Here is a 17,825-nt window from a genome sequence, read left to right as displayed (position 1 = left end):
ATAAGGAGGTACTGCTTTGCTTACGAATACTTACATTCACATATTAAAAAATGAACTCGTCGTCGCGCTTGGCTGCACAGAGCCGGTTGCGATAGCTCTGGCTGCCGCGAAAGCACGCAGCTATTTGAGCGGCCCCATCGAGAAAGTAACTGTTCATGCCAGCGCAGGCATCATCAAGAATGCATTGGCTGTCGGGATTCCAGGTACGAATCTGACAGGGATTGACTTTGTAGCTGCTTTAGGTGCGATTGCAGGCAATGCCGAGAAGCAATTAGAAGTGCTTGCTGATATTCAACCGAAGGATGTTTCAGCAGCACAGGACATGGTTGAACGCGGTAAATCGATGGTTCATTTAGCAGATACGACCAGAAAATTATATATTGAGGTCGTCGTTAACACCGTACAAAGTTATGCAAAGGTTGTCATCACGGATAACCATACGAACATCACGTTAGTTGAGGTAGATGGGAAGGTCATCGAATCAGGTGGCTGTGCCAATGCGAGTTTCAAGAGCTCTAAAGAGGAGCGTGGGGAGCTTACAATCGATGGTATCGTTGAGTTCGTGAATACCGTTGATCTTACCGAGCTTCAATTGGTCAAACAAAGCATTGAATTGAACCGTAAAGCCGGATTAGATGGATTAACGAATTCATATGGTCTCGAAGTAGGGAAAACCATTAAAGAGAATGTGCAAAAGGGTATTTTGTCAGATGACTTAATCTCTCATGCGATGGCGCTTGCCGCGGCTGGATCAGATGCTCGTATGGCGGGCTCCAGCATGCCTGTTATGGCAAATTCGGGCAGTGGAAACCAAGGTATTGCGGCAACGAACCCAGTTATCGCGGCAGCAGAGAAGCTTGGCGCTTCGGAGGAGAAGCTTATTCGTGCTGTTACACTCAGTCACTTGGTCACGATTCATATCAAATCCAAATTTGGTCGCTTGTCCGCCTTATGTGGCGTCACTGTTTCTGGCACTGGTGCTAGCTGCGGGATAACCTATCTACTCGGCGGTGGGAAGAACGAGGTTAAAGCTGCAATCCAAAACATGCTCGGCAATGTAACGGGGATGATGTGTGATGGCGCCAAAGGTGGCTGCGCGATGAAAGTAGCCACTTGTACGAGTGCAGCGGTCCAATCTGCGCTGCTTGCCTCCAAGGGCATGACCATTTCCTCGACGAATGGCTTTATCGAAAATGATGCAGAGAAAACGATCGACAACTTCTGTCGGATCGGGAATGAAGCAACTTCTGACATGGACAAGCTCGTCCTCGAAATGATGTTGAACAAAGACATATAGGTAATTTACGATGTATGATCCGCCGAGAGGCGGATTTTTTATTTGTAAGGGGAAACACCTAACAATTCAAGCCCTAATTTCACGCTAGCATGTTCACGATTCTCGGTGAGGTAGACGGCATTTGCACGGATTGTTGGCGTATCGAATTCACATTCAAGCTTAAATAATTGTTGTGTATCTAGAAAAGGTTGTGCAATCGACCTAGGTATAAAACCAAATCCGGCTCCTTGTAAAAGCATATTTAGCAGAATGAAGGAATGATCGGTTTGTAATGACGGGACAAATCCGGCACCGACGATACTTGTGAACCATTCAGGGAAGGGATCTCCCCATGCAATATGACAATACTCATGAGAACTGAAATCCGTTTTACGCATAGCGGAGTCTTTATTATGTGCAGATACGAGAATAATTTCATCCTCAAATAGCAATTCTTTTGACACTTTAGGATGATCTGGTGAATCAAAACGAACGGCAACATGAACAACCCCATCTAACACAAGATCACGTACCATGTAACTTGGGTCAATATTGCTCAGGAATCTCATAGCCACGTGAGGGTGTTTTCTTTTAAAAGTAAGAATGTCCTGTAAGTAACGATAGTTCCATACTGACCCTGGTCCACTTAGTACGAGATAATGTTCATATTCTTCGGAAAGCTGATCTTTACTTTCTTCAAATAATCGCAGCATTCTCTCTGCGTATGGAAGAAAGGTAATACCAGCCTGAGTTAAGTTTACATGTCTATTATCGCGGTGGAATAAAATTTTGCCGACAGAGCTTTCCAAAGCTTTTATTCTTGCAGTAACAGCAGATTGAGAAATATGTAAATGTTCCGAAGCTTTTGTGAAATTTCGTATTTTACAAACCGCCAAAAATGCTTCTAACTGAGATGAATCCATTCTTCGCGCCTCACGATCATTTGAATTATTGATTATCACAACATAAATTATGCGTTATACAAATCATAGAATGTCCCTTAACATAAGTCTATAGCCATTAATTAACCCTACTGACAAGGAGAATAAGTATGCGAACCATCAGAGAAATGACGATTAATGATTACGAACAAATGATTGAATTGTGGGAAAGTATTGATGGATTAGCCTTAAGTGACGCTGATTCTAAAGAAAATATCAACATGTATCTAGTTAGAAATAAAGGGTTGAGTTATATTTTCGAGCAAGATAATGAGATTGTTGGAACCATTCTGTGTGGACATGATGGTAGAAGAGGTTTTATCTATCATGTTGCTGTAAGCCCTGCCTTCCGAAAACAGAAAATTGGCAACATTTTGGTACAAGCAAGTCTGGACAAATTAAGCCAAGAAGGGATTCATAAATGCCATATTTTTGTTATTGAAGATAATGTGGTTGGAAATCACTTTTGGACCTCGACTGGTTGGGAAAAGAGAAGTGGGTTTTACGTGTATTCAAAGAATACACAATGATACACCTTGGTTGAAGGTGAAATGGAAACTTTTTGCAGATTACTTCGTCTAATTCAATACAATTTAATGTTTGGAGTGATGACATTTGAGTAAATCTGGTTTAGGTCCATTCATCAACAAGGTGACAATCCTGATGGTGCTCATGATGTTAACGATTCCGTTCGCAGCTTTCGCGGCAAATGTCCATTGGGTTGAGCCTGAGTTAAAGGCTTATAAACAGCAGATTGTACCCTATAAGGATGGCAGCTCTATGGTGGGGCCGGTCACGAGAGAGGAGTGGAACTCCTTCTACTTCTATGTACTGAGCCCGGATCGGTACGATGAGCCGATCGATATCGGCAACTGGGTGACGATGATCAAGATGGGCGTTCAGCTGGCGAAAGGCAAGGAAGACGAGATGATCAAGAGTTATGTGTATAATCTAACTCCGATGTATGCGCAACACTTGGACCGCGAGACAGCCGTCGGTGGATTAATCAAACTGTTGACCTTAAGCATTGTGCAAGGTAGCTGGAACAACTCACAAGCGGATGCGAGTAAAGTATTTGTTGACTACAATGACATCAGTGACATGCAAAAAGGTCTTGTTCAAATTGCTTACAGGGATGGCCTTTTGGACAATGCGACGCAAACGCAATTTCGGCCGAAAGACAATCTAACGAATGCGGAAGCCATTTCAATCATGGCAAAAGTAATGAAGAAATATGAACAGGTGGCATCCGAGCTTAAGCCGCCTACTAAACCGGGGATGCCATCCGTCGTTACGCTTTTTGAGAATACACCTATTTATAACTCTCCAGATCTAACACAGGGTCCAATCGGTATGATTTCACCACAAGATGTTCGGATCGTTGCGATGGAAAAGGAATTGCTAAGTTTTAAACAAATAACAGATAGGAAGTGGTTTCAAGTTGCCACTTGGCTAGGAGATCAATGGATACAACTGGAGATGCAGCAATTAGGCAATATCGAACAAACAGATACCTATCTGCTTCTTCAAGATACAACGACTCTCCAGAATACGCCTCACCCTGATAGCGCACTAACACTTGCTCTTTCGCCTCAAAAGGTTCATGTAATTAGCCTTTTACGCAGTAAATTTAGTGATAGTTATCTGATTGATACATGGCTAGGACCCAAATGGATCACGAACCCAAAGGGAGCAATCATTGAGAAATAAGTTAATTTCCAAAAATTATTGTTTACGTACCTCTGGTTATTTGATAATATAATCGCAATAACAAATGCGTTGAAGAGATGAGTAAATAAATGAAATCTTTCACAGAGAGCTCCGTTAGCTGAAAAGGAGTAAAGAGAACTTTATTGAAAAAAGCCTCAGAGCAGCACATCGGAACCGATATTTCGGGGATGGTGTGACAGGAGCTCCTGTTATAGAGCTAAAGTATACGCATGTTAGCAGCATGTCGTACTTGAAGAGGCTGATATGGCGACATATTGGTGAAACTGGGTGGTACCACGAGGATATTAATCTCGTCCCTAAGACTGGCAATAGTCTTGGGGGTGGGATTTTTTTGTTATAGCATTCGAAACATGGCGAACTTAATGAAAGAATTGGCACACAGAAACAGGCAATCTGAATTAACTATTGAGATGTCTCATTACACTATTCGAAAGTGAAAGGATTTGAACATAGCATGTCTAGAAAATTAAAAGTAGGTATTGTCGGAGGAACTGGCATGGTTGGCCAGAGATTCGTTGAATTGTTGGATCAGCATCCATGGTTTGAGGTTACTGCGATTGCAGCAAGCAGCAGCTCAGCAGGTAAAACATATGAAGAATCTGTACAGAACAGATGGAAATTGTCTACGCCGATCCCGGAAAATGTAAAACAGATCATTGTTCAAGATGCATCCAAAGTGGAGGAGGTTGCCACTGGCGTTGATTTTATTTTTTGTGCTGTAGATATGAAAAAAGATGAAATCAAAGCGTTGGAGGAAGCCTACGCGAAAACGGGCACACCTGTTATTTCTAATAATTCAGCTCACCGCTGGACGCCGGACATTCCGATGGTTATCCCAGAAGTTAATCCTGGTCATATTGAAATCATTGCAGCACAAAGAAAACGTCTTGGAACCTCGACTGGATTTATCGCAGTTAAACCGAATTGTTCCATCCAAAGCTATGTACCAGCTCTTCACGCATTGTTGGATTTTAAACCAACTAACGTAGTTGCTTCGACGTATCAAGCGATTTCTGGTGCAGGTAAAAACTTCACGGATTGGCCGGAGATGTTGGATAATGTTATTCCTTATATTGGTGGGGAAGAAGAGAAAAGTGAGCAGGAGCCGCTGCGCATTTGGGGCAGTATCGCAAATAATGAAATCATTAAAGCGAGTTCACCTCTCATTACTACGCAATGTATTCGTGTTCCAGTAACGGATGGACATCTAGCGACTGTATTTGCTTCCTTCGAGAACAAACCTTCGAAAGAAGAAATTCTATCTCGCTGGTTGAACTACAAAGGACGTCCGCAGGAGCTAAATCTCCCAAGCGCGCCTAAACAGTTCATCACCTACTTTGAGGAAGAAAATAGACCTCAAACGAAGCTTGATCGTGAGATTGAACGCGGTATGGGCGTTTCGGTAGGGCGTTTGCGCGAGGATTCCATGTTTGATTACAAATTTGTTGGATTATCGCATAACACATTGCGCGGAGCAGCTGGCGGTGCGGTTTTAATCGCTGAATTGCTTAAAGCAGAAGGTTACATTCAAGCGAAGTAAGAAAGGCTTAAACTACTGTCTGAAGCGAGAGGTTTAAGGCTCTTTTAGGGACTTAAATAGCTGAAAGCTTCTGAAAACGGTAGCGAGCCTGGGATTTAAGGCCTTTTTAAGGCGTTAAATAGGTGAAAGCCTCCGAAAACGGTAGCGAGCCTAGGATTTAAGGCCCATTTAGGGACTTAAATAGCTGAAAGCTTCCGAAAAGGGTAGCGAGCTTAGGATTTAAGGCCTTTTTGGGCCTTAAATAGCTGAAAGCCTCCCGAAAAGCTAGTGAGCCCGGACATTAAGGCCCTTTATGGGCGTTAAAGCGCCAGAAGCCCCCAAAACGGCAGCGAGCCAATGCTATAACGCCTGTTTCGGATCTTCTGGCGCCCGAATCCCTAAGCTTGGCATTACCATAACCATGAAAGCAGGTGCCGTCCCCGCGTAGATGGATCTACACGGAGACGGCACCTTTTTTTACTTATGCATGGTTCGGGTAGCGTTCTTTCAAAAATGACACCGACTGCTGTATTAATGCCTTTAATATATCAACGTTGATATCTGCTACTTTATTAATATATACACAAGCTTTTGCAGCTTCATGTTTGCCAAGCTCATTTAATAATTCCTCTCGCACCGTATCTCCTGTCGCAAAATACAAGCTGATTTTGGCTTTTCGTGGTGAAAAACCAGCTAGAGGGGCATCGCCCTCATGACCGGACGCATATTTGTAATGATAAGTGCCAAAACCAATAATGCTGGGTCCCCACATTTTGGCTTCATAGCCTGTCACTTCCGTAAAAATATCTAATAATCGATAAGCGTCTTCACGTTTTTTAGCACTTTCCACATTTTCAATAAACTCGAGGACGCTGCTATCTGTTTCTTTCATTTTTGCTTCGTATGCCATAGAAACACTCCTTATCGATTTTCCCCTTTGATGGTTTGTCATGTTCATTTTATCAAAGAAGTGTTGGAAATAGAAACCTTTATAAGGGAATGATCGTCTAATACACACGACTGGGATTGACTATGATTACGTGGTAGAAAGCTGGTGTTATTTCATGTGGAATAAGGCATATTGGTTTTCGATAGTTCAATGTACGATTCTTGTTGGTGTCCTGTTAGCGGGGTGCGGTGATCGATATGTAGGGGATCGCAACGAAGGAGCAGCTCAGCTTCAAGAAACACCTAAAAAGATGAAGTCAGTTTCTAAAGAAGACTTACAAGAATATGCGAATCAACTCGCCACTTTACAGGCAGTATTTGAAAAACACCAAGTTAAACCGCAATCCTCTTATAGCAATGATCAAGAAGCTTTTCTGGAAGTGCGCCGCGTAGGCGAACATGCCAAAACGCTGTCGGACACAGAGAAGGCAAAGCTCAGACTATCCATTTATGAAGCCGTCGGTGCCGAGTTTCCACTGAACATCTCGGTCTATACGATTGATGAGCAAGCTGGAATGAGTGGGAAAATAACGGCTATCAATGAAAAGGGAAGTTTACTGGTCGTTTCATCCGATAAATTCATTGGCCAAGACAAGAAAATGCCTGATGCGGCGTGGTATAGCATGTCAGACGATGCACGTATTGAGTTTGAAGGGAAGAAGTTACAGCCGAATGAGGTTCAGATTGGCTCTATCGTCAAAGTGTGGGCGGAAGGCATGATGCTGACGAGTTACCCTGGTCAAACCGCGGGGCTTCGCCTCGAAGTCATCGCGGTGGACAATGGTATCGGTGACGCAAGGGGTAAGGTCACAGGAGTAGTCACAACAGGCGAGGGCGTGAACGTAGAGCGCATTCTTGAAGTCGATGGGGTGAAACATAGACTTCTTCCATTTGCTCAAGTGTGGAAAAATGGAGAAAAAGTTGATGTTACTGAAGTGAAGGTTGGGAACCAAATTGAAATATGGTTTGCAGGATATGAGTTTGGCACGGAGAAATTAGTGACGAAGGTCGTCGTCATGGATCGTTAGGGATTGTACAATCTCGAGCAGCATTATTCCGTGGGCCGGACATTTCCTAGAGCATACTCGCTCTATTTCTGATTTATAGATAGGAGAAAAAAACATCATGCTTACAGCCATAATCCAAGGAATTCTTTTATCAGCAGGTCTGATTTTGCCATTAGGCGTTCAAAATGTATTCGTATTTAATCAAGGCGTGACACAACCGAACTTTATACGGGCTCTACCAGTTGTCATTACAGCTGCACTTTGCGATACGGTTCTCATTTCATTAGCCATTTTAGGCGTATCGGTTATTATCGTAACGGTTCCAGCTATTAAGACTATCCTTTTCTTACTAGGTATTATGTTCCTTATGTATATGGGGTTCCTTACTTGGAAAAGTAAACCGACGTCCAGCACTACTGAGGAAACAGCACTTTCCCCGAAGAGACAAATTGCCTTTGCTGCATCCGTTTCCTTATTGAATCCTCATGCGATCTTGGACACAATTGGTGTCATCGGGACAAGCTCTATCCACTATGCGGGGACAGAAAAGCTAGTATTTGCGATTGCATGTATCGTAGTGTCATGGATTTGGTTTATCGGGCTTGCTCTAATGGGGAGACAGGTTGGGAAATTAGATAAATCTCGCACATTTATCACTTATCTCAATAAAGCTTCTGCCTTCATTATGTGGGGAACAGCGGTGTATTTACTAACACAATTAATCTAAACCAAATTACAGATAGCTGAAGAATTTCTCTTGATTTTCAACGTTATGTCCGAATATAATAAAGGGAATATTTGGTATGTGTAACTGGCGAAACGTAGATCACTACGGGGGAGCACATATTCCATAACAGCCGTTCGCCTGGGCAAAGTATTTGATCAATGGATCAAATACTTTTTTATTTCGAGGAGGAGAATGCAATGGAACGAGCTAGAAATGTGGCAGTCCTCATTTATGAAAGAGTAGATCTACTGGATATTGCAGGTCCGTTCGATGTGTTTGGCGTATCGAGTAATTGGGGTCAAGATTTCAAAGTGTACACGGTAGGAGAAGAACAAAAACCTGTCCATACAGTCAGTGGACTTACTCTTACTCCCAAATACAGCTTCATCAATTGTCCAAAAGCCGATATTTTGATTGTACCTGGTGGTTTAGGCTCACGAACCGAAATACACAATACCTCCGTTATCACTTGGATTAGAACGACTGCACTTGAGTCAGAACTCGTATTATCAGTCTGCACAGGTGCACTTTTGTTGGCCAAAGCTAACTTACTGGATGGCTTACGAGTAACGACCAATCGCAACGCTTTTGAATTATTACGGGAAATTGCGCCGCCTAGTGCAACGATCGTTGAGGATGTAAGGTATGTCGATAACGGAAAAATTGTGATGTCCGCTGGGGTTACCGCGGGATTCGATGCTGCGCTTTATGTCGTTGCAAGGCTTTTTGGCGAAGAGAGGGCCCTCGCTACCGCTTCAAAGATTGAGTATCATTGGCACAAAGATGAGTTTACTGCAAAGCAGCACCAAAACGATTTATTTATCATAAGGAAAGCTCAGTTAGCAGATTTAGATGACATTCAGAAATTATTTATAGAAGCAGCACAATGGATCCGAATGTCGAAGGGGTTCACACAGTGGCGAGAAGATACATTTACCAATGCCTATTTAACATCTTTTATTCATGATCAAGAAGTATTTGTCGCGTGTCAGAACGGTGAGATGATTGGCTGTTTTTCGATCCAGTGGCAGTACGAAGAGATTTGGGGAGACTTGTTCCATGATGATGCTGGTTATGTTCACCGTTTAGTCGTCACGCGAAAATACAAAGGAGAAGGTTTCGGCAGCAGGTTACTTACTTGGGCAGAAGCATACATAAAGAATAAGGGGAAAAGCTGGCTTCGTTTAGACTGCATGGCAGATAACCCAACACTGAATGACTATTATCGCAGCCTTGGTTTCATTCATCGTGGTAGATACGATGGCCGCGGCTGGAGCGCTAACTTATATGAACGTAAAATTAGGAGCGAAGAGGGAACCCAATGAAAATTAGAGAGGCTAGTAAGGATGACGCAGAAAAAATTGCATTTGTACATGTGAATAGTTGGAAATCAACGTATAAAGGACTTATTTCCGAAGCCTACTTATCCAATCTTACCGTTGAGAAGCGAACGAAGAATTGGATTTGGAACTTTGATAATCTTAATGAACATGAATACATATTCGTGGCAGAAAACGATGCAGGGGAGATCGTCGGTTTTGCAAATGGCGGGAGAAATCGGAATCAGGAATTTCATCATGATGGCGAACTTTATGCTATTTATTTACTTCAGGATTTTCAGCGATTAGGGTTAGGTACTTCGCTCTTCCATGCAGTTAAAACGTCATTCTTAAAAAGTTCATACTCCTCCATGATGTTATGGGTTCTCCAAGACAATCCCTCTCTTGCATTTTACAAATCCGTAGGGGGCCAATTACTTGGCGAGAAAACAGTTGCGATAGGTGGAGACAACTTGATTGAGGTAGCTGTCGGATGGGATCGTATTTAACCATGGACACCATCCGACGTCTCTTTCCAGTGTGCCAATGTTCTGCTATAAATTGACATCAATCGCTAGTGCATATATGATTTTAATGGGTAACAAGATGGAACAGGGGTGTGAAAGTACATGCAAAAACAATTCAAAGTCGCTGCAGGCATCTCAATTGCAGGATATGTCGTCAGTCTTATAACAGCTGGGTTCTTGCCGGAATCCATTAATTTATTAGTGCCAACTGCATTATCGATAGGAAGTATTCTTGTACTAAATCGATCTTCCAAAGCCTTAAATGGGACAACGGTTCCTGCACCAGTTAGCGAGCCTATCCTTAATACGCCTCCTGCGCGTAGTTCCAATCCAACAACGGAAAATGAAATCCAAGCGGAGAATGATCCCTTCTGGGGCCCTATTGCCGAGTATATTCATGTGATCGAAGAGACGATGATTTCTGAGGGGCAGAAGAATACGCTAGATGATGAAATCGTGGAGAAGACGCTTAGCTTACTCTCTAGGGTAGGCCGATTAATTCCACAGTTGAAAGAGCTTAACGATGCAAATATGAATCATAATATACAAAGATTGATCTTTAAGGATTTAAATGGAGCGATTAATCCATTTCTGAAGCTGGGAGGGGAAGCGAAACGCCTAAATCGTCGACTTCTTCTTACTGGAATCAAGGATATTAACTCTAAGCTCACTGATTATGTAGAAACGATCGAACAAAAAGACTTAATTGAATTGCAGACCCGCATGGAATTAATCCAACAGCGCTATCGTTCAACAGACTAAAGGAGGAATTGACCTTGACAACCCAATTGGTGCAATTAAAGTCGACAGATTTGCAGAAAGTTGAGCAAGAAGCCAAACAACTGCTTGAGAAAGTTTCTTCGACAGATACGATGGAATTAGAAACATTAATGGATTCAATCGGACGTATGGGTTCCAAAACGATGGAGCAGGCTGGCCAATCACTGGCGATGCTAGAACGCCCGGTGAATGAATTGATGTCAGGCAAACGCTCAGAGGTCCAAAACAATATCCTAAAGCTGCGCGGCGAAATTGATTCCTTGAGTAAGAGCAAGCAGCTTGGCTTTTTTGAGAAAATGATGAAGAAGACGCCACTTAAGAACTATATTTACAAGTATCAGTCCGTGAAAACAAACGTAAATGCCATTGTTCAATCCCTTCGTAATGGGAAAGAAACGCTGGAAGAGAACATGGCGTATATGAAGACCTTGAAGAAAAATTCAATTGAATCTGTCTACAATTTGCAAATGCGTATTGCGATGGGGGAGAATTTAAAGCAGCTTTTCGAGGTTGAAATTGCTAAGCCTGAGAATGAACATCGTAAAACACATTTGGAGAGAGGGCTTCGTAAGGTTGTGACGCGCATTCAGTCCTTTCAAGAGATGGTCATTCTGTATCAACAAGCGATAGCAGGTACAGATATCATCAACGACAATAACGACAAGCTCATTGATGCAGTGGATGCGACAATTGATAAAACACAGAATCTACTTACAGTGTCCGCTATGATCTCCATGGCGATTGAGGATCAAGTTCAAACGATTGAAGCAGTAAATTCGGCGAACTCGACACTGAATAAAATGTTTGAAGATAATTCGCGTTTGTTGAAAGAAACGACGCAAAGGACGAATGAGCTGCTTGGTAAACCAGGCTTGCAAATGGACTCGATTGAAAGAGGAATGACCGATCTATTCGCTGCATTGGATCTCTTCGAGCAGTCGAATCGGACAATCATTCAATCGGCAACCGAACACACCCAACGTCTTGGCAACATTAGCCAGCAAATGACGCAACGACTTGGCTTGACGCCTGGCAATAAAACGAATGCAGAACTAAAAGCGTCCGAGCTAGGCGGACTTTTGGAATAACGAAAAAAATTGGACAAGCTGTCAGGGATCTAATCCTTGGCAGCTTTTTTTATGGAGTCATCCTGCCTCATAACCCATGCCATTTCAATCTCCTGACATATGATAATCCAAACGTTTAAATATTGGAGATGAGTTAATGTTCATGCAAATTAGAGAACAGGTTAGCAAGACACCCCAAATTGATGTGCTAATCCCAGCGATTGAGAAAGATCTGGGGACTCTCCCCCTTGTCATTGACGCGGTAAGAAAATATGTCAAGCATCCGATAGGTGAAATCATCATTGTAGCTCCATCGAAACAAAGTATTCTCGATCTATGTGAGAGAAAAGGATGTCGATTCGTTCATGAAGATACCGTTCTCCCTATTACAAAAAAGGACATCCACTATCAATCCAAAACATGGGATCGGACTGGATGGCTGTATCAACAGTTACTTAAATTGAACGGAGATACCTTGTGCACATCCAAGTATTATATGGTCATTGATGCGGATACTGTGCTCATAAGACCGCATGTCTTCAAAGTTGGCGACAAGACGGTATTTTATTGTCGGAACTGGAGCCAGGGCGAATATTTTAATACGTATCGGAAATTGATGGGTAGAAATCGATCAGCTCGATTGTCCTTCGTTACCCATTACATGCTGTTCGAGAAATCAAAAGTCAAGCAGTTGAAACAAGTCATTGAGTCCAAACATAAGAGTTCTTGGTATTCAGCAATTATGAAAAGTATGAATAAATCCAAGCAGTTTGCTTTTTCAGAATTCGAAACATATGGCAATTTCCTGTATTCGTCATCGGCGAACAAGATGATTTTGAAGCCTGCGCTGAATAAGAGCTTACATCTGAGCAATTCCCAAATTACACCTTCAAGGATGTCATCCTTCGCCAAAAGATATAGGTCAATATCTCTTCACAAACGAAAGGGATATGTAAAATCACTCAAGATGATGTTTCAATGAGTCGCTATGTTGTAGTCTGGAAGGGACCTGTACACAAAGCGAGTGGTTTGGGTCATGCAAGCCGAACATATGCTGCTTCACTTAGACGGAAAGGCGTTGATGTAAGGCTTGGTCATTTGAGAGTTGGTAAAAGACCTTCTCTAGGCAAAAGAGTGCTTATCTATCACGATGTTCCGAGCCATATTCAGTGGAGTAGTGTGCGAAGCTTATATGATCCGATCATTCTAAATACCGTTTGGGAAACAAGTAAAACGCCAAATGAATGGCTTTCTCATATGAACAAATTTGATGCAATATGTGTACCCACGCAACATAATAAGCGGGCGCTGCAGAATAGCGGGGTTACTATTCCCATTTACATTGTTCCACATGGTGTAGATACGAAGTTGTTTCATCCAAATAACAAGAAATTTGTTTTGCCTCGTGCGGCAGGCAAGTTTACTTTCGTATCTGTATTTGGCTTTCAGCACCGTAAAAATCCAGAAGGCTTGCTGCGTGCGTATTGGGAAGAGTTTTCCTCCAAAGATAACGTTATTCTTGTGATCAAAACGAACGGCTATGAGCCCTATGAGAATGAAAAATGGATTCAACGACAGATATGGCAATATAAAAAGAGGTTGGGTATATACAAGGATACGGCCCCTGTTGTCATTATAGGCAGACGACTTAGTGAAAGACAGCTGAAAGGTTTATATACGCTTGGTGATGCTTTCGTCCTTCCGACACGAGGCGAGGGGGTTGGACTCCCGTTTCTAGAAGCCTTGGCCAGCGGCATTCCTGTCATCACAACTGCATGGGGAGGGCAGATGGATTTCCTAACGCACAATAACTCTTTTCTTATTCCATATCAGTTGAAGAACCCAACCGTTAGTATGAAGTTTCCACATGCAATTTCAAGGTCATTCAGTTACTTGTTTGCAGAGAAAGGGCAACTTTGGGCGGAACCGGATCTGTCTAGTTTGCGAATGAACATGAGGAAAGCTTACGAGAACCCGGAGTTATGTAAGCGAAAAGGAAGACAGGGAAGATTAGATGTCCTTCCTTTAACCTGGGGACGTGCGGGAACGCTGATGAAACACGCGGTTGAAAAAGTAATTCAATCGAAGAAATAAGGGTGAAGCATGTTGTTCCCCAGGAAAGGAGTATTTGGCTTGCGTATTGTACTTTTGTGCGGGGGATCAGGAAAAAGGCTGTGGCCTTTATCCAACGAGATTCGCTCCAAGGTGTTTCTTAAGCTTTTGAAATCCAATAATGGGATTAATGAATCGATGATTGGGCGAATATGCAGACAATTGGATGAGGTAGGCTTACTGCAATCCACCTGTATTGTCACACATCACAGTCAAGTGGAGATAACGCGTACTTATGTTGGCGAACACATCCCGATCATCAGTGAACCTTTTAAAAGAGGAACTTATGCAGCCATCGCCTTAGCTGTCACATATTTGCATGAAAAAATGCAAGTTGATTATGACGAAACAATATGTATTCTCCCAGTGGACAGTTATGCAGATTCCGCGTTTTTCCAGTTACTTCATCGATTTCCTGAAGTCATTTCACGATCAAAGGCTGATCTGGCTCTTCTCGGTACGAATCCAACGATGCCCTCCGATCAATTCGGCTATATTATGCCAGTACTGCCAAAAGAAAACGATGAGTTTGCTTATATTCGTCACTTCATCGAAAAGCCTAATGAGGAAGCTGCTGCTCTATTAATTGAGCAGCATGCTTTATGGAACTGCGGTATATTCGCATTTCCCTTAGGGTTCATGCTGAACTATTTGCAGGACAAAGCGGAGCCAAGTCTAGTTGAGACATGGCTGTCTAATTACGAACAACTTGCTAATATAAGCTTTGATCGTGAAGTCGTTGAGTGCAATCAACACGCTGTGGTTGTTAGGTATGATGGTTTATGGCATGATGTGGGCACATGGAAAGCGCTAACTCCTCATTGTGAGGATAGCGTCATTGGACCAGGGAGAATCTCGGATGATTCCGTAAACACACATCTCATAAACGAACTTCCTTATCCTATTGAAGTCATAGGTGTATCGGATCTCATTGTCGCGGCGAATTCAGATGGTATCTTAATTGCGAACAAGGAGAAAGCCCATCTAATCAAGGAAAGGCTCACACCAGTTCCCCAGATTCCAATGCAGGGTGAGAAAAGATGGGGCACTTATCAAATTTTGAGATTATGGAGGGATGACGAACAAGGGAAAGAAGGTATGATTAAAATTGTGAAAATTTCCCAGGGGAAACAGACTAGTTATCACCTGCATGGGGATCGGCATGAAAGTTTAACGATACTATCAGGCATCGCGGAAATTCTTATGGGGGACAAACTGTATAGACTATTAGCAGGCGATGTTATGCAAATTCCCGCGGGCATCAAGCATGGCATCAAGGCAGTTACTAATCTTGAATTCATGGAAGTCTTGTTGGGGAATGAGCTATCACAAGAAGATATCACTCGTTTTACAAATATATGGTAGTATACTCATATGATAAATTATAGTGAAAAGGCTTGCTTTATGGCAGGCTTTTTCTAATTTTACACTTTGAGGTGCCATTCATGGGGAAGATTGTTTAGAGATGGTCATGTCATAACGGCAGGTGGTCGCGCGTTTGTAGATTTCTCTTTTGAGATATTTGATTACCTTGATGTGTATAAGGACAACGCTGATGAAAGAGATCAATTATTTAAAGATATCATGGATAGATAATTAACACACAGCTATAGACTCCAATTAAGCCAGCCTCGAATAGGATGTAAGGTCACTATTTCGTGGATGCTTGAAGGAGGAGTTGATTTGGATAGTAAGAATCCATCAAACAATAAACGAACGATTCGTATAGTTATACCTGCATCTTTAAGCAGCGCTCGGCCCGATGAGAAAATAACGAAGATTCATTTGGGTGGAGACAATAGGGAGGAACGAGTCGTACAAACTGAAAAAGACTTGATCGTCCAACGCAAGGATGAGCAAACAGGTAAATGGATAACCGAGTACACCAAATCGAAAATCGGACCAATCGATTACCGAATTACTTCTGGTTATTTCAAGGCTGCAAAACAACATGTCGTCCTTCTTAGCTGCTGGAGGGGAAGTGGAGGCTATTTAACGTATACCGTACTAGGTTTGAAGAATGGTAAGATTGTTGAATTGGTTAACAAAGAGGATGTTTATAGAGGAGACATTTTCTTGGAAAATGGCAGGCTATTTGAGAAAACTTCAAGCCAATATAGGGAATGGGTGCAAAAAAGGAAACAATTTTCTTTGATTCCTTATACGATTCCTAAGATACCTGGAGCACTTCGAATTGAATATGCCATTCTTCCAGATGGTCGTATGAAAATGAAGAAGAACCAATTTACAGCTCCAGTAGGAACCATCGTGCAATTGGTCAGAACCGACTCCAATGACGTTAAGGAGCTAGGATTTATAGATGGAATGCATGATCACTCCACGATTATTGAGTATTTAGAAGCATACAAAGAAGCGTTTAAACTAGTTGGCCGTGGGCAAGTTGAAGTGAAATTAGTCCCTGATCTTGATTGGTCTAAAGCGGTTACAATTATAATCGAAGCCATATAAATTGAAAAGGACCTGTCACATGAACGTGGCCGGTCTATTTTCGTTCGATTTTCTTATAGCTTTACGATAAAATCTGCCTCTGGGATCCATGCTTGATTATAAAAATCTCGCCCCCGAATATGAATTCGATCCTCGTACACATCAATAATCAAGCCTTCCGAACGATTTCCTTGAATTAATTGGTCATTACTGTCATAGGGGTAACTCACGGAAGAGCTATTGACCATGGTGAATACATCCCTAATTAGCGTAGAAGTCAATCGCAATTCCCAGTGCGTATGTCCTGTGAAAAATATGACTTCCGGATATTGGGATAACAACTGTTTCAATTCATTCTGTTGTACAATACCTCGTGGTAGACTGCCAGAAACAGTCCCTTGCAGAGGCTGATGCAGAAACACGAACAACGGCTTGTGTTGGATATAGTTTTCTTGAAGCTTGCTTTGCAACCAGCTTAATTGCGCTGGTGATAACCAGGCATCTTCATTATTGGTTGGATTAGATTGCCGATATTGTTCGGAACCTAAAAAAATAAAATGATAGCCATGAATCCAACGATCGTAATAAACGCGAGGCATTTTTGTAAAGGATAGAAAACGTCCCATCGAGGCACTGTCCGATTCTCCATTGGGAAATGTGCTTGGGGACCAATTCCCAGAAGCGTTGTAATAAGCTTTGTAATAATCGTGATTGCCGATTGTATAGCAGATTTGTTTCGGAAGCGGATGCTTCTGCAAAATGGAAGTCAACATCGCATAGTCATTGGAACGTCCATCGCCTAGGTCTCCGTTAATTACTAAAGCCTCTAGACTCGGGATCAATTGATTTAGATCGTCTAAAGCAGCACCTAATTTACTCTGAGCTTGCGTATCCCAGTATTGGATGTGAATATCACTGACAACAGAAAAACTTAGCAGAGGGGAATTACCAACAGCTTTTCTAAGTTCGTCAGCTAGACGGTGAATTTCATCTTTTTCTATTTGGGATTTGAGGAGCTTCAATCGCGGTTGAAGAAATGATTCTATTATTTTGACAGCATCATTCACATGCAGCACCCACAACGTCCCCCTTTACACCAATATCTGAAGTTTGTTAATTCTGAGACTGGCCTGAAGCTAATCGTAATTCATTGGCAAGTCGGTGAATTTCATCCTTGTCCTCTTGTGAGGTGACGAAATACCACATCGGACTCAAAAAGGTCTCAATAATTGTATTAGCATCTTCTGGGCTTAACACGTGTATCGCCTCCCGCAATCAGGTTGTCCAACTATTACTAGCATATGTAGCATCCAGCTTCGATGAAATGAGGAAGGCACACATTTTTATAGAGAATTGTCAGGGGGCAAATACCTTCGCGCAGATGCGGTTATGTTTGAAGTGCAATAGCATGACAAAAAACGCA

18 protein-coding genes, 1 riboswitch and 1 other annotated feature are annotated in these 17,825 nt (G+C 42.3%); of the genes, 14 read left to right on the top strand and 4 right to left on the bottom strand.

The window, feature by feature from the left end; all coding sequences use genetic code 11:
- The first annotated feature begins 16 nt into the window (after nucleotides 1-16).
- Nucleotides 17-1,297 (top strand): L-cysteine desulfidase family protein, encoded by a 1,281-nt coding sequence (locus AC58QG_RS06040; RefSeq protein ID WP_497361195.1) that lies wholly within the window; start codon nucleotides 17-19, stop codon nucleotides 1,295-1,297.
- 38 nt (nucleotides 1,298-1,335) lie between these two features.
- Here the strand turns inward: AC58QG_RS06040 and AC58QG_RS06035 are convergent, their stop codons facing one another.
- Nucleotides 1,336-2,199 carry a LysR family transcriptional regulator gene (locus tag AC58QG_RS06035; protein WP_497361194.1) on the bottom strand — a complete coding sequence of 288 codons (864 nt, stop codon included), beginning with the start codon at nucleotides 2,197-2,199 and terminating at the stop codon, nucleotides 1,336-1,338.
- 128 nt (nucleotides 2,200-2,327) lie between these two features.
- Here AC58QG_RS06035 and AC58QG_RS06030 point away from each other — a divergent pair, with 128 nt between their 5' ends.
- The 3 genes from AC58QG_RS06030 to asd all read left to right on the top strand — a co-directional run bounded on the left by AC58QG_RS06030 (nucleotide 2,328) and on the right by asd (nucleotide 5,488).
- Nucleotides 2,328-2,747, top strand: a complete 420-nt coding sequence (locus AC58QG_RS06030) for a GNAT family N-acetyltransferase (RefSeq protein WP_497361193.1) — start codon at nucleotides 2,328-2,330, stop codon at nucleotides 2,745-2,747.
- An 85-nt stretch (nucleotides 2,748-2,832) separates the two neighbouring features.
- Complete coding sequence (locus tag AC58QG_RS06025; RefSeq protein WP_497361192.1) at nucleotides 2,833-3,927, top strand: hypothetical protein; 1,095 nt, start codon at nucleotides 2,833-2,835, stop codon at nucleotides 3,925-3,927.
- A gap of 60 nt (nucleotides 3,928-3,987) precedes the next feature.
- Nucleotides 3,988-4,249 (top strand) — a binding site (T-box leader).
- A gap of 153 nt (nucleotides 4,250-4,402) precedes the next feature.
- Nucleotides 4,403-5,488: an aspartate-semialdehyde dehydrogenase gene (gene asd, locus AC58QG_RS06020; protein ID WP_497361191.1), complete on the top strand. Its 1,086-nt coding sequence runs from the start codon at nucleotides 4,403-4,405 to the stop codon at nucleotides 5,486-5,488.
- Nucleotides 5,489-5,948: 460 nt separating this feature from the next.
- Here the strand turns inward: asd and AC58QG_RS06015 are convergent, their stop codons facing one another.
- Entirely contained in the window at nucleotides 5,949-6,377 is a 429-nt protein-coding gene (locus tag AC58QG_RS06015; protein ID WP_497361190.1) for a DUF1801 domain-containing protein, read from the bottom strand.
- Nucleotides 6,378-6,531: 154 nt separating this feature from the next.
- On the opposite strand from AC58QG_RS06015, the gene AC58QG_RS06010 reads away from it, so the two are divergent.
- From AC58QG_RS06010 to AC58QG_RS05965, 10 genes are all read left to right on the top strand, one after another.
- Nucleotides 6,532-7,443: a DUF3221 domain-containing protein gene (locus AC58QG_RS06010; RefSeq protein WP_497361189.1), complete on the top strand. Its 912-nt coding sequence runs from the start codon at nucleotides 6,532-6,534 to the stop codon at nucleotides 7,441-7,443.
- A 97-nt stretch (nucleotides 7,444-7,540) separates the two neighbouring features.
- Nucleotides 7,541-8,149, top strand: a complete 609-nt coding sequence (locus tag AC58QG_RS06005; protein ID WP_497361188.1) for a LysE/ArgO family amino acid transporter — start codon at nucleotides 7,541-7,543, stop codon at nucleotides 8,147-8,149.
- A gap of 70 nt (nucleotides 8,150-8,219) precedes the next feature.
- Nucleotides 8,220-8,300, top strand: a riboswitch (ZMP/ZTP riboswitch).
- A gap of 46 nt (nucleotides 8,301-8,346) precedes the next feature.
- Complete coding sequence (locus AC58QG_RS06000; RefSeq protein ID WP_497361187.1) at nucleotides 8,347-9,474, top strand: GNAT family N-acetyltransferase; 1,128 nt, start codon at nucleotides 8,347-8,349, stop codon at nucleotides 9,472-9,474.
- Nucleotides 9,471-9,977: a GNAT family N-acetyltransferase gene (locus AC58QG_RS05995; RefSeq protein WP_497361186.1), complete on the top strand. Its 507-nt coding sequence runs from the start codon at nucleotides 9,471-9,473 to the stop codon at nucleotides 9,975-9,977. Before AC58QG_RS06000 ends, AC58QG_RS05995 begins: the two co-directional genes overlap by 4 nt.
- A 120-nt stretch (nucleotides 9,978-10,097) precedes the next feature.
- A complete protein-coding gene (locus AC58QG_RS05990; RefSeq protein ID WP_497361185.1) occupies nucleotides 10,098-10,757 on the top strand; it encodes a hypothetical protein in 660 nt (219 codons plus the stop codon).
- Nucleotides 10,758-10,771: 14 nt separating this feature from the next.
- The gene (locus tag AC58QG_RS05985) at nucleotides 10,772-11,863 is read left to right on the top strand and encodes a toxic anion resistance protein (protein ID WP_497361184.1); all 1,092 of its coding nucleotides are present in this window, start codon (nucleotides 10,772-10,774) and stop codon (nucleotides 11,861-11,863) included.
- 136 nt (nucleotides 11,864-11,999) lie between these two features.
- A complete protein-coding gene (locus tag AC58QG_RS05980) occupies nucleotides 12,000-12,824 on the top strand; it encodes a DUF6492 family protein (RefSeq protein ID WP_497361183.1) in 825 nt (274 codons plus the stop codon).
- Nucleotides 12,821-13,936 carry a glycosyltransferase family 4 protein gene (locus AC58QG_RS05975; RefSeq protein WP_497361182.1) on the top strand — a complete coding sequence of 372 codons (1,116 nt, stop codon included), beginning with the start codon at nucleotides 12,821-12,823 and terminating at the stop codon, nucleotides 13,934-13,936. The genes AC58QG_RS05980 and AC58QG_RS05975 overlap by 4 nt, the downstream gene beginning before the upstream one ends.
- A 39-nt stretch (nucleotides 13,937-13,975) precedes the next feature.
- Nucleotides 13,976-15,319, top strand: coding sequence for a sugar phosphate nucleotidyltransferase (locus AC58QG_RS05970; protein WP_497361181.1), 1,344 nt, complete (start codon nucleotides 13,976-13,978; stop codon nucleotides 15,317-15,319).
- Nucleotides 15,320-15,637: 318 nt separating this feature from the next.
- Nucleotides 15,638-16,423 carry a hypothetical protein gene (locus AC58QG_RS05965; protein ID WP_497361180.1) on the top strand — a complete coding sequence of 262 codons (786 nt, stop codon included), beginning with the start codon at nucleotides 15,638-15,640 and terminating at the stop codon, nucleotides 16,421-16,423.
- Between the two features lie 53 nt (nucleotides 16,424-16,476).
- On the opposite strand, the gene AC58QG_RS05960 is transcribed toward AC58QG_RS05965, so the two are convergent.
- Nucleotides 16,477-17,478: a metallophosphoesterase family protein gene (locus AC58QG_RS05960; protein ID WP_497361179.1), complete on the bottom strand. Its 1,002-nt coding sequence runs from the start codon at nucleotides 17,476-17,478 to the stop codon at nucleotides 16,477-16,479.
- A gap of 37 nt (nucleotides 17,479-17,515) precedes the next feature.
- Nucleotides 17,516-17,659 (bottom strand): hypothetical protein, encoded by a 144-nt coding sequence (locus tag AC58QG_RS05955; RefSeq protein WP_497361178.1) that lies wholly within the window; start codon nucleotides 17,657-17,659, stop codon nucleotides 17,516-17,518.
- Nucleotides 17,660-17,825 lie beyond the last annotated feature (166 nt).

This window comes from Paenibacillus sp. J22P169 (assembly GCF_059691995.1).
The sequence above is the reverse complement of the archived record's forward strand: the minus strand, read 5'-3'. Positions and strand labels throughout refer to the sequence as shown.